This window comes from Mesorhizobium sp. LNHC229A00, assembly GCF_000502415.1.
In the GTDB taxonomy this organism is placed as follows: Bacteria; Pseudomonadota; Alphaproteobacteria; order Rhizobiales; family Rhizobiaceae; genus Mesorhizobium.
This window is the reverse complement of record NZ_AYWQ01000001.1, coordinates 581,115-604,140: the sequence shown is the minus strand read 5'-3', so window position 1 is coordinate 604,140 and position 23,026 is coordinate 581,115. Positions and strand designations below refer to the sequence as shown.

The following is a 23,026-nucleotide window of genomic DNA, read 5'->3' as shown; positions in this document are numbered from 1 at the left end:
AGCGCGGCGTGACCAGCCACTTAGCCCTGCGCTTCGCCGCGCTTGCGGCCGATCCGCCAGTACCGCCATGGCATGAACCAGACGTAGTGGGATGGAAGCGCCTGCGGCACGAGATCAACGCCGTGCGTGCCGAACGGACCGCAGCGCAGCACGCGGAACAACCCCATCCAGCCGCCGGCCCAAAGGCCATGGCGGGCGATCGCCTCATGCGCGTATTCCGAACAGGTCGGCAGATGACGGCAGGAATTGCCGACAAAGCCGGACAGCGTCAATTGGTAAAGCCGCACGAGCGAGGTGCCGAACAAGCGCCCAGGCGTCTTGCGCCAGGGGCCGGGCCAGTTGCGGCCGCGCCTCGACGCTCCGGCAGTATGCGCATGCCTGTGCTGGTCGCCCACTGCGATCTCCGCGTTTTCCAGCTGATAGATGTGCGCTTGCACTGGAGAACGCAATCCCGATCGCCGTGCGGTCACGGGCGGGAACGGCGAAATGGCCGCCGGTCGGCTGGCGGCGCCCACTGGCCAGGATGAGACCACTCTTCGTGATGCCTTGTAGCGCGTCTTTCGTCGCGCCATTGGAACGTAGCGATCCGTATGACGTCGCCAAGGATCTCCAGCAACTGAATCATGGCGGCATCTCCTTTGACGAGATTAGACTGCCGCTGGCGCTCCCCTTCAAACGAGTATAATTTCCATTTCGGATAATCCTGGGTTATGCGAAATGAAGCGTGGACGCTTGCCCCTTACGGCGTTGAGGAGCTTCGAGGCGGCGGGGCGGCATTTGAGCTTCAGCAAGGCCGCCGAGGAGCTTTTCGTCTCCCAGGCGGCGATCAGCCGGCAGATCCGCGAACTCGAAACCTTCCTGTGCCAACCGCTTTTCGACCGGCACCATCGCCGCGTCGAACTGACGGACGCAGGCCGTCGGCTGCTTGCTCAACTGGTCAGAAGTTTCGACGATATCGACAAACTGCTCTCGGAACTGGTCGCGGTCCCCGCGCAGGCCGTGGTTCGTGTCAGCGTCGAGCCGTCGATTGCAGCCGTCTGGCTGGTGCCCCGGCTCAACCGGTTTCGCCAGTTGCGGCCCGATATCGACGTCTCCCTCGAAGTGGACCCAAGGCTGATCGAGTTCCGCAGCGACCAACCCGAACTTGCCTTACGTTTCAGCTCGAACGCGACGTCATGGCCCCGCAGCGAAGCCGAGCGGCTGGCCTCGACAGTCGATTCGCCAGTTCTGTCGCCGGCGCTGCTTTCATCGGGCCCAGCCCTCGAGAAGCCGGCCGATCTTGCTCGCTTCACGCTATTGCACGAGGAAAATCGCCAGGGTTGGGCGCGCTGGTTCGAAGCGGCGGGCGTACCTGCCAACGCCATGCCCACGCGCGGGCCGATGCTTGCGGACGCCTCACTCTCCAAGCAGGCCGCGCTGCTCGGCCACGGCGTGGCGCTGGGCGATCTCCTGCAGATTGGAGAAGAATTGGAGACCGGGGCACTGGTCAAACCGTTCGACATCGATGTCGCATCCGGGGCCTATTGGCTGGTGGCCAGGAGTTTGCACGGTCTCTCGGAACCGGCAGCGGCCTTCGCCAACTGGCTAAGAAGCGAATTCATCGAAAGCAGGCGAACGCTGAAAGCTCCGGCCTGAGCCGTGCGCTGGACGAACCCGGATACGTTACCTTCTTGTATTTTCCGAAAAGCTTATCGAGGTCGTTGATATCCATGGACGGATCTCCCGCCGCCGGGTCGACTGCTGGTTTGAATGTGACGACGATGTCGCGTCACAAATCATACCGGGCGCCCCGGTATGCCAGGTTCGGGAAACGGCGCGCAACGCGTGATCGCCCGAATGGCGGCTTCGGCAACCAGGCTATGGCATGAACGACCGCTCTGGCGGGACCCGCTCGTCGTAAGGTCGAAGCCCACTTCAGGCCGCTTCGCCGGCGCGCTTCTTCTCGATCTGGCCGATGGCGTCGACCACGGCGTCGAAGGTCAGCATGGTCGACGCATGGCGCGCCTTGTAGTCGCGCACCGGCTCCAGATAGCCGAGGTCGGCGAAGCGGCCTTCCGGCGGCGCGCCGTTCTCCTTCAGCATCTTCAGCATGGTCTGGCGCACCGCGCGCAATTCCTCGGCACTGGCGCCGACTACATGTTGCGCCATGATCGAGGACGATGCCTGGCCGAGCGCGCAGGCCTTCACGTCGTGGGCGAAGTCGGTGACCACACCGTCCTCCATCTTGAGGTCGACGGTAACGGTCGACCCGCACAGCTTGGAATGCGCCTTCGCGGTCGCGTCGGGATGATCGAGCCGGCCGATGCGGGCGATATTTCCGGCAAAACCGAGAATTTTCGCGTTGTAGACGTCGTTGATCATTATTTTCCAATCCGTCGCCGCCAAGCGAACAGCGATTGCCGTTGCTGCGTCTTTCATTCGCTCGGCACGACCATATATAATGCTGGCAGTCCGGTATCGACAAGGCGGCGAACGCCACTGTCCTTGCCGGGAAGTTCACGCCGCTTACGGGGCTGGAAACGGGGCGAGTTTCCGACACCGAAAGGTCGTGGTCCGTTCAACTCGTTCCTCCTCTGAGAGGAACTACGGGAGACGCCTTTTATGGATGCCGTCATCAAGAAACTCATGCCCCAGTCCGCCTACATGGAAAAGCCGGTCACCGACCGCCCGAGCGAGGCCGAAGTCGAGGCCGCCGTGCGCACCTTGCTGCGCTGGACCGGCGACAATCCGGATCGCGAGGGTTTGATCGACACGCCCAAGCGCGTGGCCAAGGCCTATCGCGAGATGTTCGGCGGCTACGACATGTGCCCAGCCGAGGAGCTTGGCCGTACTTTCGAGGAGGTCGCCGGCTACGATGACCTGGTCATCGTCAAGGACATCCAGTTCCATTCGCATTGCGAACATCACATGGTGCCGATCATCGGCAAGGCGCATGTCGGCTATCTGCCCGACGGCAAGGTCGTCGGCCTGTCCAAGATCGCGCGCGTCGTCGATATCTTTGCCCATCGGCTGCAGACGCAGGAAGCCCTGACCGCCCAGATTGCCGGCGTAATCCAGGACGTCCTCAACCCGCGCGGCGTCGCCGTCATGATCGAGGCCGAGCACATGTGCATGGCCATGCGCGGCATCCGCAAGCAAGGTTCCACCACGCTGACCTCCACCTTCACAGGCGTCTTCAAGGATACGCCTGAAGAGCAGGTTCGCTTTGTCACCATGGTGCGCGGCGGCAGGGCGTAAGCCCCTTGCCGACGTCGCGGTCAACAGGAAGATAGACCGGCAATGTCGGCACTGGAATTTCCGGAAGCTCCCTCGGACAAGAAGGCCCTGGAGGAAGGCGCGGTGTTTTCGCCGCGCTTCGATCCCGCCGGTCTTGTCACCGTCGTCGTGACCGATGCCGCCGACGGCATGCTGCTGATGGTCGCTCACATGAATGCACAGGCGCTGGCTCTGACGCTTGAAACAGGCATTGCCCACTACTGGTCGCGCTCGCGCAACACGCTCTGGAAGAAGGGCGAAACCTCGGGCAATTTCCAACATGTCGTCGAGATGCTCACGGATTGTGACCAGGATGCGGTGTGGCTTCGCGTGAAAGTGTTGGGCCACGACGCAACCTGTCACACCGGCCGGCGTTCATGCTTTTATCGGACGGTGGGGCTGATCGACGGCAAGGGGACGCTTGCCGACGACGGCAGCAGGCCGCTGTTCGATGCGGAAAACACGTATCGAAAGCCATCAATTTGAACCTTCTGCCTGACACCGACCACATAGATTCATCATTTCGATACAGCCCATCCGTATACTAGCCTGGGACAAGGGAGATCATTGATGCTCGAATGGGCGTCATTGCGTAACAGACCAGATGTCAGGGAGGCCAATGGCCTGTCCTCGGCAGGCGGCGCGTCCGAAACAACCTCCCCCAAGAAAACAGGCATTTCGCTCGCGCTCGGTGGCGGTTGCGCCAGAGGCTGGGCTCATATCGGCGTACTGCGCGCGCTCGATGAAGCCGGCATCGAAGTCTCGATGATCGCCGGCACTTCGATCGGCGCCCTGGTCGGAGGCTGTTACCTCGCCGGCAAACTGGATGAGCTGGAAGAGTTCGCCCGCAGCCTCACCAGACGACGCATCTTCGGCCTGCTCGATCTCAACCTGCGCGGCAGCGGCCTCTTCGGCGGCATGAAGCTGGACGCGCGCCTGCGCGAGCACGTGGCCGGCATCCGCTTCGACGATCTGCCCAAGCCATTTGTCTGCGTTGCATCGGAAATCCGTACCGGCCACGAGATCTGGCTGTCGAGCGGTTCGCTGATCACCGCCATGCGCGCGTCCTACGCGCTGCCTGGCGTGTTCGAGCCTGTCGATTGCAACGGCCGCGTGCTGGTCGACGGAGCGCTGGTCAACCCGGTGCCCGTTTCGGTCTGCCGCGCCTACGAGCAGCCGCTCGTCGTGGCGGTCAACCTCCACTACGACCTGTTCGGCCGCGCCGCCGTGATCAAGCACAGCGCCGGCGAGCTGGTTATCGAAAAGGATGCGCCAAGGCCCGGCCAGGTCGACGCTCAACACCAATCGCACCAGACGCGTCTGGGCATCACCGGCGTGATGGTCGAAGCCTTCAACATCATCCAGGACCGTATTTCGCGGGCGAGACTTGCCGGCGATCCGCCCGACATGTCGCTGCAACCCAAGCTCAGCCATATCGGTCTCACCGAATTTCACCGGGCCGATGAGGCGATCCAGCTCGGCTACCAAGCGACGATGGCGCAGATCGGCGAACTGACGCGGCTGCAGACGGTTCTCGCCTAGACCGTTTCCTGTATTTGGCCTCAGGACAAACTGATTGCAAAACGCAATTGGTTATGATGATCTGCGTCGATCGAGGCGGAGGTGCCGATGGCCAGGATTGTCTATTCCATGCTGACGTCGTTGGACGGCTATATCGCCCGATCGAACGATGACAGCGGCTTGCCGGTGCCCGAGGCGGAACTGCACCAGCATTTCAACGACATGATGAGACAGGCCTCCGCCGTGCTCGCCGGACGGCGCATTTACGGAACCATGCGCTTCTGGGACAGCCCTGAACGCGAGACCGGCGCCACCCAGGTCGAGCGGGATTTTGCCCATGCATGGCGCGAAACGCCGAAGATCGTCTTCTCGACCACGCTTCGGCAAGTCGGGCTCAATGCCCGGCTGGTGGATGGCGATGCGCAGGATGCGGTACGATCTCTCAAGGCGCGGACCGACGGCCTCGTCATCCTTGGCGGCGCCGATCTTGCCGCCTCTCTGGCACGAGCCGGCCTCATCGACGAATACCGGCTCTACATGCATCCCGTGGTGCTGGGGGGCGGCAAACCGTATTTTCAATCCGGCCTGTCGCTGGCGCTGACCCCGGTCGGCACCCAAAGTCTCCCCCAGGGCGTGACGCTGTTGCGTTATGCGCCGGCCGGCTGAATTGCCCAGGTTGCTGAATTGCCCAGGTTTCCGGCACGCACCTACGCCCGCGCGGCATCGATGATGCGAAACTGCACCGTACGGTTGCCGTTCCAGTAATTGCCCGACAGCGAGCCGGCGACATGCACCGTCTTGCCGCGGTTCTTGAACAGGAACTCGCCGAGCACTGTATCGACGGCGCGAAAGGCGATCGCCTGGATGCGGCCGCCGCTCTCCGACTGTAAATCGGCGCGAATATGGCTGGTGCCGACCGGCCTGATATCGGCCAGCCGATGGCGTGGCAGCGCGAAAACCGGCGCGACATGCCCGGCCCCGAAGGGGCCCGCCTTTTCCAGGGCATCGAGCAGGCCGAGCGTCGCGCCTTCGGCGGCAAGCGCGCCGTCTATCGCCAGGCTTTCCTCATCCTGCAATCTGAAAACGTCGGCGGCCGCCCGCTCCTCGAAGAAGGCCCTGAGCTCACCCAGTCTTGCCCGCTCGACGGTGATGCCGGCAGCCATGCCATGGCCGCCGCCCTTGACGATGAGCCCGGCATTGGCAGCTTCGCGCACCAGCCGGCCAAGGTCGAAACCCGACACGGAACGACCGGAGCCCGTGCCGGTGCCGTTGGCGTTGAAAGCGATAGCGAATGCCGGCCGCCGTGCGTGATCCTTCAGCCGTGAGGCAAGCAGGCCCACGATGCCGGGGTGCCAACTGTTGCTGGCGGTGACGACGATCGCAGGGCCGCTGCCGCCCGCGAGTTCGGCATCGGCCTCGGCGCGCGCGGCGGCGAGCATCTCCTGCTCCATCAGCTGCCGCTCCTGGTTCAGCCGGTCGAGCGTCTCGGCGATGGTCTGCGCCTCGACCGGATCGTCAGTTGCAAGCAGCCGGCTGCCGAGTGCTGCATCGCCGATGCGCCCGCCCGCATTGATGCGCGGACCGATCAGGTAGGCGAGATGGAAGGTGCTGATCGGCTCGCCAACGCGTGACACCCTTGCCAGCGCGGCCATTCCTTCATTCTTCTGCTGTCGCGCCACCTGCAAACCCTTGACGACGAAGGCGCGATTGACGCCCGTGAGCGGCACCACGTCGCAGACGGTGGCAAGCGCCACCAGATCGAGCAGGGAAAGCAGGTCGGGCGGCGTGACATCGCTCAGGCCACGCAGCACCTTTGCAGTCTGTACCAAGGCGAGGAACACGACACCGGCGGCACAGAGATGGCCCTGTCCGGAAAGGTCGTCGTCGCGGTTTGGATTGACGACGGCAATTGCCGCGGGCAAGACGCCGCCGACCTGGTGGTGGTCGAGCACCACGACATCGGCGCCGGCGGCATTGGCCGCGTCGATCGAAACGGCGCTGTTGGTGCCGCAATCGACTGTGACGATCAGCGTCGCGCCGCGAGATACCAGTTCGCGCATGGCATCGGGATTGGGACCGTAGCCCTCGAAAATACGATCCGGGATATAGATTTCCGACGGCACCGAGAAATGCGTGAGAAACCGCTTCAGCAAGGCCGACGAGGCCGCGCCATCGACGTCGTAATCGCCGAAGATCGCAATTTTCTCCCGCGCCATGACGGCGGCGGCGATGCGGATGGCGGCCTTGTCCATGTCGGTCAGCGAGGCCGGGTTCGGCAACAGGTCGCGGATCGTCGGGTCCAGAAACCGCTCCGTCTCCTCGACGGCCACGCCGCGTCCGGCAAGAACGCGCGCGACGATGTCGGGCACGCCATGACCCTGTGCGATGGCAAGCGCGATCATGTCCTGCCGTTCGGTCAGCCGGTGCTCCCAGGAGAGACCGGTTGCCGACTGCCTGACATCGAGGAAAAGGCGCCTTTCGCCCATCATGCGCTTTGCCAACTCATGGTTGGCGGCAGGATAAGCCAAAGGCCGCCAAAGCCAAGTTCGCGGTGACGCGCCGTGCGGGAGAAGTTCAAGAAATTACGCTTTCCGCCTTTCAGCTTGGCGCCGAAGCCATTCGTCTGCCGCATCTCCCATCGTCTTCTCCGCACCGTCCTTGAGCCAGGCCATAAACGGTCGGTCGAACCTGAAAGCATTACCGCATTCACGGGTGAAAAAGCGGCGCACGTTCTGGGTGTTGCGGTAGAATTTCGTGATGGCGGTGGCGCGCGAGATCGTATCCGCGTGCCAGTCGAACGGCTTCATCGTCAAATCCCTGCGGCCAGCATCATCCGATGCAGCCACAGGGCTAACGACTGCGATGCACGTTCGCAAGCACTGAGGCCGACAACAGGATGGAACCTAGAACTTATCCAGATCCTGGTGCCTGGCCTTGATCTCGCGCACGGTCCGCGATGACGATCGCAGCACGATCGTGTGGGTAGTGATGTATGTGCGGCCAAACTTGACGCCGGCCAGCATATTGCCATCGGTGACACCGGTGGCCGCGAACAGCACGTCGCCTCGCGCCATGTCTTCCGCTTGATAGATCCGCTTCGGATTGGAAATGCCCATCTTTGCGGCACGTGCGACCTTTTCCGGCGTATCGATGATCAGCCTGCCTTGCATCTGGCCGCCGGTGCAGCGCAACGCCGCGGCGGCCAGCACACCTTCCGGCGCGCCGCCGGTGCCGAGATAGATATCGATGCCGGTTTCTTCCGCGTCCGTGGTGTGGATGACGCCGGCGACGTCGCCGTCGCCGATCAGCCGGATCGCGGCGCCCGTGGCCCGCACGGCATCAATCAGCTTGGCGTGGCGCGGACGGTCGAGAATGCAGGCCGTGATGTCGGTCACAGCAACGCCCTTCGCTCGCGCGAGGCTGGCGACGTTTTCGGCCGGCGAGGCGTCGATATCGATGACCCCTTCTGGATAACCCGGACCGACCGCGATCTTGTCCATGTAGACGTCGGGCGCGAACAGCAGGCTGCCCTTCTCGGCGATCGCGATCACGGCGAGCGCGTTCGGCAGGTTCTTGGCGCAGATCGTCGTGCCTTCGAGCGGATCAAGCGCGATATCGACCGCAGGCCCTTTGCCGGTCCCGACCTCCTCGCCGATATAGAGCATCGGCGCCTCGTCCCGCTCGCCCTCGCCGATCACCACCGTGCCCTTGATGGCGAGGCGGTTGAGCTCCTCGCGCATGGCATCGACGGCGACCTGGTCGGCAGCCTTTTCGTCGCCGCGGCCGCGCAACCTGGCGGCCGCGACCGCGGCCCGTTCGGTGACGCGCACCAGTTCCATGGTGAGTATCCGGTCAAGGCCGGCGACGATGTTCTGGGCCACATTCATTCGGCAAATCCTCGTTTGATGCCGCCTCCCGCCAGAGGCGTGCTTGTTTTGTCAAACGACCATGACAACGGCAAGACCTGCCGGGTGGTTAATCGAAAGCTTAGCAATAACAATCGATTGAACCGAATCTTCGAAAACAATGCCGGCCCGGTTTGAGATGAACCGGGCCGGCACAGAACAGAAATTGCCGTCGCTTTGCGGTCCTAGAAAACCGCGAGGTATTTGAGCAGCGAAATAATGCCGATGATGATGACGATGACCTGCACGATCTGCCTCATCCTGGCATCAAGCGGCAGCCGCTGCACCAGGTAGAGAACGAGAATGATGACGAGAAATGTAATCAGGATGCCGATCAGCACGGACAAACCCATGGTGCCCTCCTTGAATGATTGCCTGAAACGGAGAAACGAGCCGGCAAGGCCGGCTCGGCACAAGCACGATCAGTACCAGCGACGCGACGTGTCGTTCATCGATTGGCCGACGGCAATCCCGGCCAGAAAGCCGAGTAGGCCGATCACGCCAAGCACGGCTGTGGTCGCGCCCGGATTTTCACGCGCGACTTCCGAAACGGATTGGGCCCGGCTGCGCAACTGCCGCGCTGTCCGCGAGGCGCGGGAAGCGGCTGTATCGTAGAAATCCGATGCTTGCTCACTGGCATCATCGAGCATCTCCGCGCTGCGCTGCGAAATGCTCTTGTTGATCTTGGTGATCTCCTTGCGCAGGTCGGCGATCTGCTTTTCCAGTGTCTTCTGGATGTCGCCGATGTCAGGGGCGTCGGATTTGTTGGTATCGGCCATGAAGCGGCTCCCTTGGTTGCTGACCAAGAGAACGGTACCGACGCCAATTCGTTCCGGGCGGCAGTGGGATGCCCTCACCCAACCAAGACACGCCGCCGGGGGTTTTGCCCACGGCAACGAGGCTGCCTTCTACCCTGCCCGCTCGATGCGGATGACCTGTGGCTTGTCGGTCAGATGGCCGTCCTTGGTGATGCCGTCGACAGCTTTGCGCACGGCGGCCTCGGTGGTCTCGTGGGTGACGAGAATTACCGTCTTCTGCGCCGGCGCCTCGCCGCTGACCGCATGCTGGACGATCGATTCCAGCGAAATATCGTTGTCGGCCATGCGCTTGGCGATCGCCGCGAACACGCCGATTCGGTCATGCACGGTCAGCCGGATGAAGTAGCCGCCGGCATGGCTGCGCATCTGCGCCTTCTTATACGGTCTCAGTTCCTTCGCCGGACGGCCGAAGACGGGACCATGCTGGAAGCCGGGCCGGCTCTTGGCGATGTCGGCGATATCGCCGATGACCGCCGAGGCGGTGGCATTGCCGCCGGCGCCGGGGCCCGAGAGCAGCAACTCGCCCAGAATATCGGTCTCGATCGCCACTGCGTTGGTGACACCATGAACCTGAGCGATGACCGAAGCAGTCGGCACCATGGTCGGATGAACACGCTGCTCGATGCCGCTTTCGGTGCGCTGGGCGACGCCGAGCAGCTTGATCCGGTAGCCGAGATCGCCGGCGGCACGGATGTCGGCCTGGGTAATGTTGGAAATGCCTTCCATGTAGACGTCGTTGGCGGCGATCTTGGTGCCGAAGGCAAGGCTGGTCAGGATCGACAGCTTGTGCGCGGTGTCATGGCCCTCGATGTCGAAGGTTGGGTCGGCTTCGGCATAACCCAGCCGCTGCGCGTCCTTCAGCACGACGTCGAAGGAGACGCCCTCGGCCTCCATGCGGGTCAGGATATAGTTGCAGGTCCCGTTGAGGATGCCGAAGACGCGGGTGACGGAATTGCCGGCCATCGCCTCGCGCATCGTCTTGATGACCGGGATGCCACCTGCCACCGCGGCCTCGTAGTTGAGCAGCACGCCCTTCTTCTCGGCGATTTCGGCAAGCGCCACGCCATGCTTGGCAAGCAGTGCCTTGTTGGCGGTGACGACATGGCGGCCGGCTTCGAGCGCGGCCTTCACCGAGGCGCGCGCCGGCCCCTCATCGCCGCCGACCAGCTCGACGAAAACGTCGATCTCGGCGGTCTGCGCCATTTTGACCGGATCGTCGAACCAATTCGCGGAGCTCAAATCGATGCCACGGTCGCGTTTCCGGTCGCGTGCCGAAATCGCCGACACGATAATGTCGCGCCCGCATTGGCGGGTCAGTTCCGCCGCCTTGTCGCGCAACACGCGCGCCACCGATGCACCGACCGTGCCAAGTCCGGCAATTCCAACACGCAGTGCTTCAGCCATGGAAGGCGACGCCCCTCAAATCAGATCGAATTTGTATTACCGGTGGGCGGACAGCGGCACCACATTGTTGGGCTGCTTGGCGCTGGCCGAGAGGAAGCGCTTGATGTTGCGCGCCGCCTGGCGGATCCGGTGTTCGTTCTCGACCAGCGCTACGCGCACGAAATCGTCGCCATGCTCGCCGAAGCCGACACCGGGCGCCACCGCCACATCGGCGTGCTCGATGAGCAGCTTGGAGAATTCGAGCGAGCCCAGATGACGGAACGGCTCCGGGATCGGCGCCCAAGCGAACATCGAGGCCGCGGGGGCCGGTATGGTCCATCCCGCGCGGCCGAACGCTTCGACCATCACGTCGCGGCGTTTGTGATAGATGTCACGCACCTCGGCGATATCGGCGCCGTCGCCATTGAGCGCGTGCGCCGCCGCCACCTGGATCGGCGTGAAGGCACCGTAGTCGAGATAGGATTTGACCCGTGTCAGCGCCGAGATCAGCCGTTCGTTTCCGACGGCGAAGCCCATGCGCCAGCCGGGCATTGAGAAGGTCTTCGACATTGAGGTGAACTCGACGCAGACGTCGATGGCGCCCGGCACCTGCAGCACGGAAGGCGGCGGATTGCCGTCGAAGTAGATTTCGGAATAGGCAAGGTCGGACAGGATAATGATGTCGTTCTTCTTTGCGAAGGCCACAACGTCCTTGTAGAAATCGAGCGAGGCGACCAGCGCCGTCGGGTTCGATGGATAGTTGAGGATCAGGGCCAGCGGCTTCGGGATCGAATGGCGGACGCCGCGCTCGAGCGCCGGAATGAAGCCGTCATCGGGCTCGACTTGCAGCGAGCGGATGACCCCGCCCGACATGATGAAGCCGAAGGCATGGATCGGATAGGTCGGGTTGGGGCACAGGATCACGTCACCGGGCGCGGTGATCGCCTGCGCCATGTTGGCGAAGCCTTCCTTCGAGCCTAGCGTGGCCACCACCTGGGTGTCGGGGTTGAGCTTCACGCCGAAGCGGCGGGCATAGTAGTTTGCCTGGGCGCGGCGCAAACCGGGAATGCCGCGCGACGAGGAATAGCGGTGCGTGCGCGGATCGCGCACGACCTCGCACAATTTGTCGACGATGGCCTTGGGCGTCGGCAGGTCCGGATTGCCCATGCCGAGGTCGACGATGTCGGCGCCCCGCGAACGGGCGCTCGCCTTGAGCCGGTTGACCTGCTCGAACACGTAAGGCGGAAGCCGGCGGACCTTGTGAAATTCTTCCATGGCAGTTCCAGACAGCAAGGGAGCGTTGGGCGCGCGCTATATACTCATTTGCAGGTAGGGTCGAGGGCGGGGTCGCATTTGCCTTCGATCTGCTTCAGGGTCTGCGGACCATGCTTCTTGGCGAGATCGGTCAGCGCCGCCTGGTTGGTGACGGCCGCGCCACCGCCCTTGGCGCCTTGCCTGTTCGCATCGGCCTTCAACTGGGCGAGCTTGGCATTCTTCTCGGCCTCGGTGAATTGTTTCGCCGCCACCTGCGGCGGAATGTTCAGGTTCGGAAAGGTGCCGGTATCCTTCGGGCCCGCGTCGGTGGCCATCGGCACCGGACCGCCGGTATTCGTGCTCGAGCATCCGGCAACGGCCAGGAGCGTGAGGGCCGCGCTGATGCGGCAAAAGTGGCCGGCACAGAAAAAAACAGTCTCGCCAAACTTAATCGTCATATTGTTTCCTTGGCAGCCGGGGTAGAGCGAGATTGGACCCTGTCGGATGTCCCATGTTAATATGTCAAGAAAACGCTTCCGGAGGAACCCCGCGAACCATGTCCAAAACACCCGATTCGGGCAAAGCGGAAGATGGCGGACCTTCGACGGTCGAGCAATATCTGGTGAAAGACCCGGAACGCTTCGCGCTGAACATGGCTCGGATGATCGAGCAGGCTGGGAAGGCGGCTTCCGCATGGGCCGAACCGCGCGAAAAAGGTGAGGTGCGCGACCAAGTCGCCGAGCCTGTCGTCGACATGGTCAAGACCTTCTCCAAGCTCAGCGAATACTGGCTCGCCGATCCGCAGCGGGCGCTTGAAGCGCAGACGCGGCTGTTCGCCGGCTACATGACGGTTTGGGCGAATGCCATCCAGCGCGTCAGCCCCAATGCCGAGCGCGCCGACGATGCCGTCAAGCCGGAGCGCGGCGACAAGCGGTTCCAGGACCCGGAATGGGGCCGCAACGCCTTCTTCGACTTCTTGAAACAGGCCTATCTCGTCACCTCGCGCTGGGCGTCCGAACTGGTCGACCATGCCGAAGGCCTGGACGAGCATACCCGCCACAAGGCGAGTTTCTACGTCAAGCAGGTATCCAACGCCATCTCGCCGTCCAATTTCATCCTGACCAATCCCGAACTGTTTCGCGAAACCGTCGCCTCCAACGGCGAAAACCTTGTGCGCGGAATGAAGATGCTGGCCGAGGACATCGCTGCCGGCAAGGGCGACCTCAAACTGCGTCAGGCCGACTATTCACCCTTCGAGATCGGCAGGAACATCGCCACCACGCCCGGCAAGGTGGTCGGTCGCAGCGACGTCGCCGAGATCATCCAATATGATGCGGCGACCGAGACGGTGCTGAAGCGCCCGCTGCTGATCTGCCCGCCTTGGATCAATAAGTTCTACATACTCGACCTCAACCCGCAGAAATCCTTCATCCGCTGGGCGATCGAGCAAGGCCACACCGTTTTCGTCATCTCCTGGATCAATCCGGACGAACGCCACGGCGCGAAGAACTGGGAAGCCTATATCAGGGAAGGCCTGCAATACGGCCTCGACACGATCGAGAAGGCGACCGGCGAGCGCGACGTCAATGCCATAGGCTACTGCGTCGGCGGCACGCTGCTGGCGGCGGCTTTGGCGCTGATGGCTGGGGAAGGCGACGACCGCATCAAGTCGGCGACCTTCTTCACCACGCAGGTCGACTTCACCCATGCCGGCGATCTGAAAGTGTTCGTCGACGAGGAACAGGTCGCGGCGGTGGAAAAGTCGATGAACGAAAAGGGCTATCTCGACGGCACAAAGATGGCAACCGCCTTCAACATGCTGCGATCGGGCGACCTGATTTGGCCCTATGTTGTCAACAACTACATGCGCGGCAAGGACCCCCTGCCCTTCGACCTGCTCTACTGGAACGCCGATTCGACCCGCATGGCGGCGGCCAACCACTCCTTCTACCTGCGCAACTGCTATCTCGAGAACAACCTCTCGCGCGGCACGATGGAACTGGCGGGCCACACGGTCTCGCTCGGCGATGTCACCATTCCGGTCTACAATCTCGCCTCCCGGGAAGATCACATCGCGCCGGCTCTGTCCGTCTTCATTGGCTCGAAATATTTCGGCGGCCCGGTCGAGTACGTGATGGCGGGATCGGGGCATATCGCGGGCGTCGTCAATCCACCCGCATCCAACAAATATCAGTACTGGACCGGCGGTCCGCCGAAGGGCGACTTCGACCAGTGGATAGCCTCCGCCACCGACCATCCGGGATCCTGGTGGCCGCACTGGCAAGGCTGGATAGAGGCCAAGGACAACATCCGTGTGCCTGCCCGCAAACCCGGCAAGCATATGAAAACCTTGGGCGATGCTCCCGGTACCTATGTCAAGGTCCGTGTGTAACGGACTGTAATGTCTGGTGAGTTGACGCCCCCGCAAAAGCGGGCGAAATGGTGTCGTCAACCATCAAGCAGCCGCAATTCGGCAATCGCTGCAAAAATATCTAAAGGCTTGCTGATTTGACACAGGTCTCGTTTCCGGATCGGAGACAAAGGTCACCATGACGCGGACATACCAGTCGGCGCCACGGAAATACCGATCGGACATCGAGGGGGAATTTGACTTTGAAATCAGCAGGATGGAGCCTCGCAAAGGGAGAACGCCGCGNAATTCGGCAATCGCTGCAAAAATACCTAAAGGCTTGCTGATTTGACACAGGTCTCGTTTCCGGATCGGAGACAAAGGTCACCATGACGCGGACATACCAGTCTGCGCCACGGATATACCGATCGGACATCGAGGGGGAATTTGACTTTGAAATCAGCAGGATGGAGCCTCGCAAAGGGAGAACGCCGCGCCATTGTGGCAGCGCTCTGCTCCATGCTTCTGGCCTCCTGCACATCGGCTGGTGACCCGACACTGTCGGTTGGAATGCCCGGCTACAATGCTTCCGCATCGGACCTTCACGCCGCCTCCGCGGGCAAGCCTCTCGCCGCCGATTCGTCGTCACAGGTGGCGACAGAGCAGACGACCGTGATGAGCGAAAGCGATACGGCACTTCCCGAAACGGTTGCTTACGTACCGATGGCCAAGCCGGGGCCCACTTTCCCGCTCACCATACCGGCCGGCGCGGAGACGATCGCGGGACAGACGTCGCAGTCCTTGCAGCAGCCGGTACAGACGGCGCAGCGGACCGACGTGGTCGCCCAGAAGATCGCCGCCGCCGATGCCGCCGCGACGGCGCCGACCGCGGCACCGATGATGAACAATCCGGTGTACGTGACCGCCGGCGAGGCACCACAAGCCGACACGCCCAAGAAAAAAGGCTTCCTGGCCTCCATGTTTGGCGCCACCCCGGCTTCGGCGACACCTGCTCCGCTGGTCAACACTCGATCGGGCGAACAGCCCGCCGTGCAGCCCAAGCCCGCTGCTGCCGCGGCAAAACCGATCATCACTTTGGCCTCTGCTGATTCCACGCAGAAGCCACTGCAACTGGCTTCACTCGGCGGCGATACCGGTCACATCACCGGCAGCGACGCCTTGCCCGGCGTGCGCCAGACAGCCCTGTTCGAGATAAAGCGCAAATCCGGCCTCGACGATGAAAGCGACGTCGACCTCAACGAGGACGAAGGCTCCGGCGGCTCCTATCAGGTTGCGTCCGCCGCCGGCATGGCTCGGCTCGCGCCCAACGGGCTTCTGAAGCAGAATGAGAGCGTCGACGTCGCCTGCCTGAAGCCGTCCCTTGTACGCGTGCTGAAGACGATCGAAGGCCATTATGGCCGCAAGATGATGGTGACCTCGGGCTATCGCGATCCGGCCCGCAATCGTCGCGCCAACGGCGCCAAGAACTCGCTGCACATGTATTGCGCCGCCGCCGACATCCAGGTGCCCGGCGTCTCCAAATGGGAGCTTGCGAGCTACATCAGGACCATGCCCGGCCGCGGCGGCGTCGGCACCTACTGCCACACCGAATCGGTCCACGTCGACGTCGGCCCCGAGCGCGACTGGAACTGGCGCTGCCGCCGGCGCAGCGGCGGTGACGACGGCTAGCAGCGATTTGGCGGGCTGGAGGCTGTCGGCGGAGTCGCCGGCTTCGTCATCCACTGGCAGAGCAGGAGCGAAGCTCCGTCGCGAACACCCGAGGATGCCGGAGCGACTGACGTCACCGCAAATCGCAAGCTCTTCCGCCCTCGCGAAAACGCCGATTTGGCAGGCTGGAAAAAAGTTGTCCAAGGCGGCACCTAACGGGTTGCCGGTTGCGCGCAACGCCAGTATAAGCCGCTTCGTCTGAGCGCGCCCATCGTCTAGCGGTTAGGACACCGCCCTTTCACGGCGGTAACAGGGGTTCGATTCCCCTTGGGCGTACCAGATCTTTCAACGGCTTAGCTCGAGTGAGCTTGGTTTCCGTCCAAGTTCTGGCCAATTTCCCCCTTTGAAAAAGCTGCTTCGAAGCCAAATTGCAAGCGCGGAGCAATCGGTCCCTGATGCCCATTGAAGTGAGTAACAACGCCCGTGATTCGTGCGAGATTGCGAAGGATGGGCCTGACTTCAATCGGTCCGCGGTTTACTTTCGCGGATATATAAGGCGGAAATTGCCCTATTCACCCAACCCGAGTTTCAGGAGCTGCGTCGGCACTTCTTTTTATAAGGTCAGCGAAATTGCTGGGGCCTGCTGCTCGGGCGCCCCACTTTCCACTATGGATCAAGTGCCGCGAGTTTTTGCAATTTATGTAGGTGAAGAGAGCACGTCCAGGCGGTGCGGCTACGCGGTTAACTTGACCCGCTTCGTGAATTGGGTCCCCAAATGCCTAGTAAAGGCGATGTCGTCAGAGACAGTCGGCCCTTGGGATGACGTATAGACGGAATTTAGGCCCGGAAGCCAAAGCCGCCGGGCCAATCTCAATACCTGTGGCGGTAATAGTGCCTGTGGTGGTGCCTATGGTGGTGCCTGTGGTGGTAGAAATATCTGGGATAATACCTGTGGTGGTATCTGTAGTAGGGCCGGTATGGTCCCTCGTAATACGGGTCGCCATAGTAAGGCCCCACGTAACGGTGGGGGAACGGGAATCCTCCGAGCCCACCGCCATAATAGCCGCCAAAGGGGCCGCCAAAAGGTGAGAAGAGAAATTGCGCCTGGGTCGGCGAGGAGACAGCGGCAGTAGTGGCAAGCGCAAGAACGGATGCGAATATCAGCTTCCTCACGGTTACCTCCATCGGTTTGATGGACAATAACGCTACCGCTGGCCGACTCGTTCCTTGCGCCACACGCAAAGCCCACCACCGTGAGGCAGCGGCACCGGCTCAGACGTTCCGCCGCGCATATCCATACCCAACATAGTTAGGAACGCATGTGAAGAACACCGGCCATGGTCCCTGGCGGCCGACTTGCATCGCAATCCCTAGATGCGCGTGGTGCTATTCTCCCGGCTACCAAAATGTCGCGTCGGCGCCGGCGGCCGATCGGAGCTTCGCTCTTGGTCCGATCCTTCGCCTACAACCTCAATGATTCCAACCAGTGCGCGAACAAACTGAACCATATTGTTTGCCGTGATGGCTGCCTCGTCAGGACTTTGCCCGATGTGCTCGGCGGCTGCGCAACATGACAGGCGGAGGAGGTCGTAGTGTGAATCCCTTTCATCCTCCGGCAACGCCGCTATTTTAAGGGCTCGGCGATGAATCAACTGCAGCAATCGTTCGAGAGTTGCTCTGACGACACTCATGCGTTTGCTCCGCTCCGCATTGGTCGAGCGGCGCTCCAGGTGCGCGCGCGTTGTAACGTCGATGAGGGAGATGCTTTCCCGTCCTCATTATGTGGAAGGGTGCGTCACAGTCCTTAATATATCGTTGCTTGCTAATATAAGGACACATCGCAAGAAAGCCGCCCTGCGCACCAGGCTGGGCGCTTGAGCGCTAGGCTGAGCAGCCCTGCCTGGATAAGAAAAGCGCCCAAACCACGTTTTCCGCACCGGGCGCTAGTTGGGGAGGTATGAACCGCGTCGCGGTCAGGGGGCATCCCCTTTGCCCGATGGTGACGGTACGCCTCGCTCAGCTGGACAATAAGCGCTCGCAGGTTGAATCCCCGCATTTCAAAGTTGCGTGACTTTTCCGCCACATCACGTTCTTCAATGATCAGCACCGGCGCGCTTACCGGGACACCCATCTGAAACTGCCGATGCGAGAAATTCACACCTACTTCCCCGGACTACCGCAGCGATGCCGAATGGCAAGCGACCCTCGAAAAGACTAAACCGACGTGAGTTCCTGGTTTCTACCGCTGTGTTTCCTGCAGCTAGGATGATGATGTGGCCTGCGGAGCAGCCGTGCTCACGCCGCCCTTTTCCGGCAAACGTAAGCGTAGGTTCGCTTCCCGCCCCTTATTTCGGTGACACGCAGCCAGTCTTCCTCCTGGTGCCTCAATGTGACCCGCTGGCCGACATGTAATTCTGCCGCCTTGAATGGCACCTGGGCCATCACGACCTGCGAAGACACAACCGACCCGCCGGCCATAATATCAACTCGATACTCCAACACTCACGCCCTCCCGATTGTTACCCAACCGCGATTCAATTAGTTCGAGCTAAAATAGTTCCGGAACATTTAGCATGGTCGGATGTTGCAGCCCGCATGATGAAGCTATCTGACCTTGGCCCTCCGATTCCCGGCAAACTGCATGGAGGGCAGCATATTGAGGAGCATCTTCACTTCTATAACTGCCCTAGATGTGGCCAGCGGGTCGACCAACGCGGTCTGCGCCAAGTCTTCTGGCATGACCGGGCTGGTCATGAACCGCTGGAGCCGGAGCCTGAGGCGAAGGTGATCGAATTTCCAAGGCGGAAATAACAGAGTACAGGAGGTTAGGTCCCGGTGTCGCGCGGACCGGTACCCAACCTGAAAATCTCAAGCTTTTCGCTGTAAGACAGCCGTACCCTTTGACCGCATCGCTTACAGGTGAACGTCGTTACCGACTTGATCCAGGAGCCTTTCCTGACCAGTGGGGTTTTGCAGCCCGGACACTGAAAGGTCAGGTTTTTGTCGAGCAGCTGATTGGATAAAGCCATTCTGTCTTCTCCCACGACAAAATGGCGTTGCAAGACGAATGCCACAGCGGCGTGTGCTGGATCGACACAGTGGCGCTGCCGAGCATGCCCAGTTTGCCCAATGCTTATCCAGCCGCCGAAGGGCGGCCTGCGCGGATTTCAGGTTTTCGAATGAGCTCACGAGCAGCCGCTCGCCTTGAATGGACAAGGCGGTCTCCTGGTCGCGAACGATGTCAGGAAGGTACTCTTTGACGGGGTCCATGCCTCATCTGCCCTGATAGGGGGGACGCATGATTGTCTTCCAAACGGTCCGATGCCGGAAATCTCGGGGGCGACCAGGGCACCGTACGCCTTTTGGAGGCAGATAGCCCCGAGCGATCACATTGACGGCGTGACGACCATTCTGGCTTGTGGGCGCACGGCGGACCTGTAAGGTCGCCTGGCCGCACGGTAGCTCTCAGGCACTGCGTCGGCCTTCACTTCCACTTGAACCGGTGCTGGATCGCTTTTCGAGAGCCGCCTGCAACCTTGCAGCGGCCAAGAGAATGCTGTCCGGGATCGGTTCTGGAGGATCGGCCTTTTCCATAAGCGCCCCAACAAATGTTAATGCCGATTGTTCCGCACCGTACAATTGCAAAAGCCCGCCAGCCGGAGCCAGCGCGCTTGATTGCTGCACTAAATGGGTCAGACGTCGCTCGGGCCGGATACAGGGACGATCTGAGCCGAGATTGACGCAAGCTTCTCTCGCTTGATCAGCGCTGGTTTCTGATAGGTTTTCTTCACACTGGTGCTCACCCGTCTGTAATCGGGCCGGATATGATGACCAACAGGGCCACGATCCTTCAGCTAATCGCAGCGGTCATCACGATCTGCCTGATGGCCGTACTGCATGACTGGCTGGGCTGGTATCTGCACAGGTTGGACCCAAAATTCTTGCAGGGGTTGGCCGTTGGCATATGCCTAACAATCGTCATCGTCCTTATGGCGCTCTGGTACGATCATCGCAAATCAGTGGCGCTGACCCCACGTGAGCAGCAGCGCACGCGCAACATTATCGATCTCTGAAGTCTGTAGCCGAGAGCCGGCATTGGCCGTCAGAAGCGCGCACCGCGCTGTTGTTGCTGGTCAAAGTCCGCGCGATATCGGCCCTTGACGCCTCCGTCTTCAGGCCTTTCAAGGCACCTATCACAGCATTCGTGCCCTTCAGTCCGCTGGCCCGAACCGCCCCTGTACGTCGGCGCACAATGGCGGGAGCAATTTCCTCAACATCTTTGTTTAATATGGACAATCGCGAACAACAGCGCGGACTGATTCTTGGGCGTACCAGACTTTTTTCAGGCCTCGATCTCTCCTTCCCGATTCTACACAGCGAGTGCCCGGCAGATTTGGCAAGGCGGCACCGCATCGACAATTTGAGGATCACGGCGTCCGTTGCGGCCGATGCTCAAGCCCGTTGCGGTGACCGTTCGGATTCTCGATCTTGTCGAGCAAACGGGCCGGTGGTTAAATGGACCGTAAGGGAGCGCTCATATGGCAGTTCACCTTTCGGCGGATACACGCGCTCCTGCGGCAACGCCTCCAAAATATCTCTTTGGTCCGCTCACGGACTTTCTGATGCTTGGCGGCAGCGCATTCCTGATTTTGCCGGTGCTGTATTTCGTGCCGCTGAGATACGAAGGGCTCGTTGCGGCGACGATGCTTTTCCTGGCTTATCTGATCAACTATCCGCACTTCGCCCACTCCTACCAACTCTTCTACCGCAATTTTGGGCGGAAGCTACGCGGCGACGGATACGACAGGAACCTGCAGATCCGCTACATCTTCGCCGGCATCGTCGTTCCCCTGCTCATGGGCGCATTTTTCGCTTATGGCTCGATAACGGCTAACGCCCGGCTCTTGGGGAACGCAACCAACGCGATGTTCTTTTTCGTGGGTTGGCATTACGTCAAGCAAGGCTACGGCATGTTGATGGTTGATGCCGTTCTGAAGCGCCGGTTCTTCACCGATCCGGACAAGAAAATCCTGCTGGTCAACAGCTATGCCGTTTGGCTGTTCGCATGGCTTCAGACGAACACGGCGGTCAGCCAGGGAAAATATCTGGGGCTGGAATATTATACGTTTGCCACTCCTGCATGGCTCAATGCGATTGCACTCTCGGCCGCGGCCGCTTCCACGGCTGCCACCGTTGTGATGCTGATCAATCGCTGGACCAGGAATGGCGGCAGCCTGCCATATAACGGCATCATCGCCTACAGCGCGTCGCTTTATCTTTGGATTCTGATCGTAAGGATAAATCCGCTCTGGCTGCTCGTGGTGCCGGCGCTCCATTCCTTGCAGTACTTGGCGGTGGTCTGGCGCTACCAGAGCAATGTCGAGCGTGATGAGCGCGATGCCGAAAAAATTCCGCAATCCAGAATCCTGTCGATCCTTGGTCCGGCCTACAGAGTGCGGCTCCTGGAGTTCATCAGTGCTGGCCTCCTCCTCGGCGGTCTGGGTTTCTGGCTGATTCCGACCGCGCTGACTGCCATTGTCCCCTATGACCGGGAGGTCCTTGGATCGTCGCTGTTCTTCTTTATCGTGTTGATTTTCATCAACGTACACCACTACTTCCTCGATAACGTGATGTGGCGCCGCGGCAACCCCGAGGTGTCGAGATATCTGTTCCGTTAGAGCTTTTTGCACCCAAGCGGAACCGCTTGGCGTAATGCGGAATGGAACCAGCCGCATCGGAATTTGGAGGCCTCGCCTCGGAATCGAACCGAGGCTTCCGAGATTTGCAGTCTCTAGCGTAGCCGCTCCGCCACGAGGCCATACGTGCTTTCGTAAAGGGCAGACGTTTAAGGATTCTTGATAGCTTGGGTAAAAATTTCGGCAATCCCGCCCTGGCAAAAGAGTCCGTTACTGGGCGGAATGGAACAGTTCCAAGACTCCTTCGCCGACATGGCAGGGATAGCCTACGTGTCTAACTGCCGACCAGCGGCACGGTAACCGTCGTCGCGTAGTTGATCGGGAAGACGTTGAAATAAGGAAAGTCTATGACGAAGGCATAGGTGGCGGTCAGATGCGCCATGCGAAAGCCGCCGCTCACGGGATCGATAGCGATGGTGACGTTGACATCCTTCAGGCCCAGGGCCTGCAGTTTCTGCGTCGCGATCGATTGCAGGGCGGCTTGGGACAACGTGTTCTGGAGTTGCAGCGAACGCGACGTCGTCTCCAGCGTATAGCGAACGCTGGAGACGGCGTTCATCGACCAACCAAAGGCAAAGATTCCGAACAACAGCATGACAAGGAACGGCGCTATGAGCGCGAATTCCAACCCGGCCCCGCCGGACCGATCCCACCTGAACGCGCTTGCTCCCGAGTTGCCTATCGACGCAATTCCGAAAGGAAACCCACCAGGCACCTTTCCTGCACTACCCCTAGCGGACACGGATCACCTCCAGGTGGCCGATGGTGCTGGAGGCGGAAAAGACGCCGAAGGTGACGGGCGGCTCCCAGGTGGCGGACGCCTGGATCTGAACAAAGACCGAGGGCGCCTTCGGCCCGCTGCACAAAGTGGACGCGTCGACAACGGTCGTCCCGCACATATAGATCCGACTTAGGGCGACCTGGCCGTCCGCCGGCCGCTTTTCCCAGCTCGCAATGGCAACGGCCTGGGTCGCCGTATCATTGGTCGACCCAGCCATGATCAGGTTCGCGGCGGTCTTCACGCCGGCGCGCATCGACAGCGAGCTGGTCACATAGGACCAACCGTCCAGGATACCAAGCAACGCCACGCACAGGAAAGGGAGCACTAGTGCGAACTCGACCGCGGCGACGCCGGTATCATCGCTCAGGATCGGAACCGATGGTCGTTCCATGGAA

Annotated in this window: 21 protein-coding genes and 2 tRNA genes; 10 read left to right on the top strand and 13 right to left on the bottom strand. The window is 61.2% G+C overall.

All coding sequences use genetic code 11. The features are described from left to right. Positions 1-20 precede the first annotated feature (20 nt). Positions 21-395 carry a membrane protein insertion efficiency factor YidD gene (gene yidD / locus X742_RS166735; protein ID WP_023770013.1) on the bottom strand — a complete coding sequence of 125 codons (375 nt, stop codon included), beginning with the start codon at positions 393-395 and terminating at the stop codon, positions 21-23. A gap of 322 nt (positions 396-717) precedes the next feature. On the opposite strand from yidD, the gene X742_RS166740 reads away from it, so the two are divergent. Further along, positions 718-1,635 (top strand): LysR substrate-binding domain-containing protein, encoded by a 918-nt coding sequence (locus X742_RS166740; protein ID WP_023770012.1) that lies wholly within the window; start codon positions 718-720, stop codon positions 1,633-1,635. A 279-nt stretch (positions 1,636-1,914) separates the two neighbouring features. Here X742_RS166740 and X742_RS166745 read toward each other — a convergent pair whose 3' ends face one another. Continuing rightward, positions 1,915-2,361, bottom strand: a complete 447-nt coding sequence (locus tag X742_RS166745) for an iron-sulfur cluster assembly scaffold protein (protein WP_023770011.1) — start codon at positions 2,359-2,361, stop codon at positions 1,915-1,917. A 240-nt stretch (positions 2,362-2,601) separates the two neighbouring features. On the opposite strand from X742_RS166745, the gene folE reads away from it, so the two are divergent. The 4 genes from folE (at position 2,602) to X742_RS166765 (ending at position 5,442) form a co-directional block, all read left to right on the top strand. Then, positions 2,602-3,237 carry a GTP cyclohydrolase I FolE gene (gene folE, locus X742_RS166750; RefSeq protein WP_023770010.1) on the top strand — a complete coding sequence of 212 codons (636 nt, stop codon included), beginning with the start codon at positions 2,602-2,604 and terminating at the stop codon, positions 3,235-3,237. 42 nt (positions 3,238-3,279) lie between these two features. Beyond that, positions 3,280-3,741 (top strand): phosphoribosyl-AMP cyclohydrolase, encoded by a 462-nt coding sequence (gene hisI / locus X742_RS166755; protein WP_023770009.1) that lies wholly within the window; start codon positions 3,280-3,282, stop codon positions 3,739-3,741. Positions 3,742-3,825: 84 nt separating this feature from the next. Next, positions 3,826-4,797 (top strand): patatin family protein, encoded by a 972-nt coding sequence (locus tag X742_RS166760; RefSeq protein ID WP_015317575.1) that lies wholly within the window; start codon positions 3,826-3,828, stop codon positions 4,795-4,797. 87 nt (positions 4,798-4,884) lie between these two features. Next, positions 4,885-5,442: a dihydrofolate reductase family protein gene (locus X742_RS166765; protein ID WP_023770008.1), complete on the top strand. Its 558-nt coding sequence runs from the start codon at positions 4,885-4,887 to the stop codon at positions 5,440-5,442. 41 nt (positions 5,443-5,483) lie between these two features. On the opposite strand, the gene recJ is transcribed toward X742_RS166765, so the two are convergent. The 8 genes from recJ to X742_RS01000000169515 all read right to left on the bottom strand — a co-directional run bounded on the left by recJ (position 5,484) and on the right by X742_RS01000000169515 (position 12,594). Beyond that, positions 5,484-7,265 carry a single-stranded-DNA-specific exonuclease RecJ gene (recJ, locus tag X742_RS166770; protein ID WP_023770007.1) on the bottom strand — a complete coding sequence of 594 codons (1,782 nt, stop codon included), beginning with the start codon at positions 7,263-7,265 and terminating at the stop codon, positions 5,484-5,486. Between the two features lie 93 nt (positions 7,266-7,358). Next, positions 7,359-7,583 (bottom strand): DUF6434 domain-containing protein, encoded by a 225-nt coding sequence (locus X742_RS166775; RefSeq protein WP_023770006.1) that lies wholly within the window; start codon positions 7,581-7,583, stop codon positions 7,359-7,361. Between the two features lie 96 nt (positions 7,584-7,679). Next, complete coding sequence (gene glpX, locus X742_RS166780; RefSeq protein WP_023770005.1) at positions 7,680-8,663, bottom strand: class II fructose-bisphosphatase; 984 nt, start codon at positions 8,661-8,663, stop codon at positions 7,680-7,682. A 203-nt stretch (positions 8,664-8,866) separates the two neighbouring features. Beyond that, positions 8,867-9,034, bottom strand: coding sequence for a Thivi_2564 family membrane protein (locus X742_RS1000000171965; RefSeq protein ID WP_023770004.1), 168 nt, complete (start codon positions 9,032-9,034; stop codon positions 8,867-8,869). A gap of 69 nt (positions 9,035-9,103) precedes the next feature. After that, positions 9,104-9,460 (bottom strand): hypothetical protein, encoded by a 357-nt coding sequence (locus X742_RS166785; RefSeq protein WP_023770003.1) that lies wholly within the window; start codon positions 9,458-9,460, stop codon positions 9,104-9,106. 129 nt (positions 9,461-9,589) lie between these two features. Further along, positions 9,590-10,903, bottom strand: coding sequence for a homoserine dehydrogenase (locus tag X742_RS166790; protein WP_023770002.1), 1,314 nt, complete (start codon positions 10,901-10,903; stop codon positions 9,590-9,592). Between the two features lie 36 nt (positions 10,904-10,939). Continuing rightward, the gene (locus X742_RS166795) at positions 10,940-12,157 is read right to left on the bottom strand and encodes an LL-diaminopimelate aminotransferase (RefSeq protein ID WP_023770001.1); all 1,218 of its coding nucleotides are present in this window, start codon (positions 12,155-12,157) and stop codon (positions 10,940-10,942) included. Between the two features lie 44 nt (positions 12,158-12,201). Further along, positions 12,202-12,594: a hypothetical protein gene (locus tag X742_RS01000000169515; protein WP_023770000.1), complete on the bottom strand. Its 393-nt coding sequence runs from the start codon at positions 12,592-12,594 to the stop codon at positions 12,202-12,204. 98 nt (positions 12,595-12,692) lie between these two features. Here X742_RS01000000169515 and phaC point away from each other — a divergent pair, with 98 nt between their 5' ends. The 5 genes from phaC to X742_RS166825 all read left to right on the top strand — a co-directional run bounded on the left by phaC (position 12,693) and on the right by X742_RS166825 (position 21,832). Continuing rightward, positions 12,693-14,528 (top strand): class I poly(R)-hydroxyalkanoic acid synthase, encoded by a 1,836-nt coding sequence (gene phaC / locus X742_RS166800; protein WP_023769999.1) that lies wholly within the window; start codon positions 12,693-12,695, stop codon positions 14,526-14,528. 405 nt (positions 14,529-14,933) lie between these two features. Further along, the gene (locus X742_RS166805; protein ID WP_023769998.1) at positions 14,934-16,175 is read left to right on the top strand and encodes a YcbK family protein; all 1,242 of its coding nucleotides are present in this window, start codon (positions 14,934-14,936) and stop codon (positions 16,173-16,175) included. Between the two features lie 243 nt (positions 16,176-16,418). Next, positions 16,419-16,493 (top strand) — tRNA-Glu (locus X742_RS166810). A 3,488-nt stretch (positions 16,494-19,981) separates the two neighbouring features. Further along, positions 19,982-20,227: a hypothetical protein gene (locus tag X742_RS166820; RefSeq protein WP_023791552.1), complete on the top strand. Its 246-nt coding sequence runs from the start codon at positions 19,982-19,984 to the stop codon at positions 20,225-20,227. A 465-nt stretch (positions 20,228-20,692) separates the two neighbouring features. Continuing rightward, positions 20,693-21,832, top strand: a complete 1,140-nt coding sequence (locus X742_RS166825) for a hypothetical protein (protein ID WP_023769993.1) — start codon at positions 20,693-20,695, stop codon at positions 21,830-21,832. A 64-nt stretch (positions 21,833-21,896) separates the two neighbouring features. On the opposite strand, the gene X742_RS166830 is transcribed toward X742_RS166825, so the two are convergent. The 3 genes from X742_RS166830 to X742_RS166840 form a co-directional block, all read right to left on the bottom strand. Next, a tRNA-Cys gene (locus X742_RS166830) sits at positions 21,897-21,972 on the bottom strand. A gap of 152 nt (positions 21,973-22,124) precedes the next feature. Continuing rightward, entirely contained in the window at positions 22,125-22,478 is a 354-nt protein-coding gene (locus tag X742_RS166835; RefSeq protein WP_245273761.1) for a TadE/TadG family type IV pilus assembly protein, read from the bottom strand. A 103-nt stretch (positions 22,479-22,581) separates the two neighbouring features. Continuing rightward, complete coding sequence (locus tag X742_RS166840) at positions 22,582-23,022, bottom strand: TadE/TadG family type IV pilus assembly protein (RefSeq protein ID WP_023769991.1); 441 nt, start codon at positions 23,020-23,022, stop codon at positions 22,582-22,584. Positions 23,023-23,026: the final 4 nt, after the last annotated feature.

Bases quoted from the DNA above. Each gene is read 5' to 3' on its own strand.
- phaC (WP_023769999.1), top strand. From the start codon at position 12,693: ATGTCCAAAACACCCGATTCGGGCAAAGCGGAAGATGGCGGACCTTCG.
- X742_RS166745 (WP_023770011.1), bottom strand. From the start codon at position 2,361: ATGATCAACGACGTCTACAACGCGAAAATTCTCGGTTTTGCCGGAAAT.
- X742_RS166775 (WP_023770006.1), bottom strand. From the start codon at position 7,583: ATGAAGCCGTTCGACTGGCACGCGGATACGATCTCGCGCGCCACCGCC.
- X742_RS166790 (WP_023770002.1), bottom strand. From the start codon at position 10,903: ATGGCTGAAGCACTGCGTGTTGGAATTGCCGGACTTGGCACGGTCGGT.
- X742_RS166820 (WP_023791552.1), top strand. From the start codon at position 19,982: ATGACCAACAGGGCCACGATCCTTCAGCTAATCGCAGCGGTCATCACG.
- X742_RS1000000171965 (WP_023770004.1), bottom strand. From the start codon at position 9,034: ATGGGTTTGTCCGTGCTGATCGGCATCCTGATTACATTTCTCGTCATC.
- X742_RS166840 (WP_023769991.1), bottom strand. From the start codon at position 23,022: ATGGAACGACCATCGGTTCCGATCCTGAGCGATGATACCGGCGTCGCC.
- folE (WP_023770010.1), top strand. From the start codon at position 2,602: ATGGATGCCGTCATCAAGAAACTCATGCCCCAGTCCGCCTACATGGAA.
- glpX (WP_023770005.1), bottom strand. From the start codon at position 8,663: ATGAATGTGGCCCAGAACATCGTCGCCGGCCTTGACCGGATACTCACC.
- X742_RS166825 (WP_023769993.1), top strand. From the start codon at position 20,693: ATGGCAGTTCACCTTTCGGCGGATACACGCGCTCCTGCGGCAACGCCT.
- X742_RS166740 (WP_023770012.1), top strand. From the start codon at position 718: ATGAAGCGTGGACGCTTGCCCCTTACGGCGTTGAGGAGCTTCGAGGCG.
- hisI (WP_023770009.1), top strand. From the start codon at position 3,280: ATGTCGGCACTGGAATTTCCGGAAGCTCCCTCGGACAAGAAGGCCCTG.
- X742_RS166785 (WP_023770003.1), bottom strand. From the start codon at position 9,460: ATGGCCGATACCAACAAATCCGACGCCCCTGACATCGGCGACATCCAG.
- X742_RS01000000169515 (WP_023770000.1), bottom strand. From the start codon at position 12,594: ATGACGATTAAGTTTGGCGAGACTGTTTTTTTCTGTGCCGGCCACTTT.
- X742_RS166795 (WP_023770001.1), bottom strand. From the start codon at position 12,157: ATGGAAGAATTTCACAAGGTCCGCCGGCTTCCGCCTTACGTGTTCGAG.
- recJ (WP_023770007.1), bottom strand. From the start codon at position 7,265: ATGATGGGCGAAAGGCGCCTTTTCCTCGATGTCAGGCAGTCGGCAACC.
- X742_RS166765 (WP_023770008.1), top strand. From the start codon at position 4,885: ATGGCCAGGATTGTCTATTCCATGCTGACGTCGTTGGACGGCTATATC.
- X742_RS166760 (WP_015317575.1), top strand. From the start codon at position 3,826: ATGCTCGAATGGGCGTCATTGCGTAACAGACCAGATGTCAGGGAGGCC.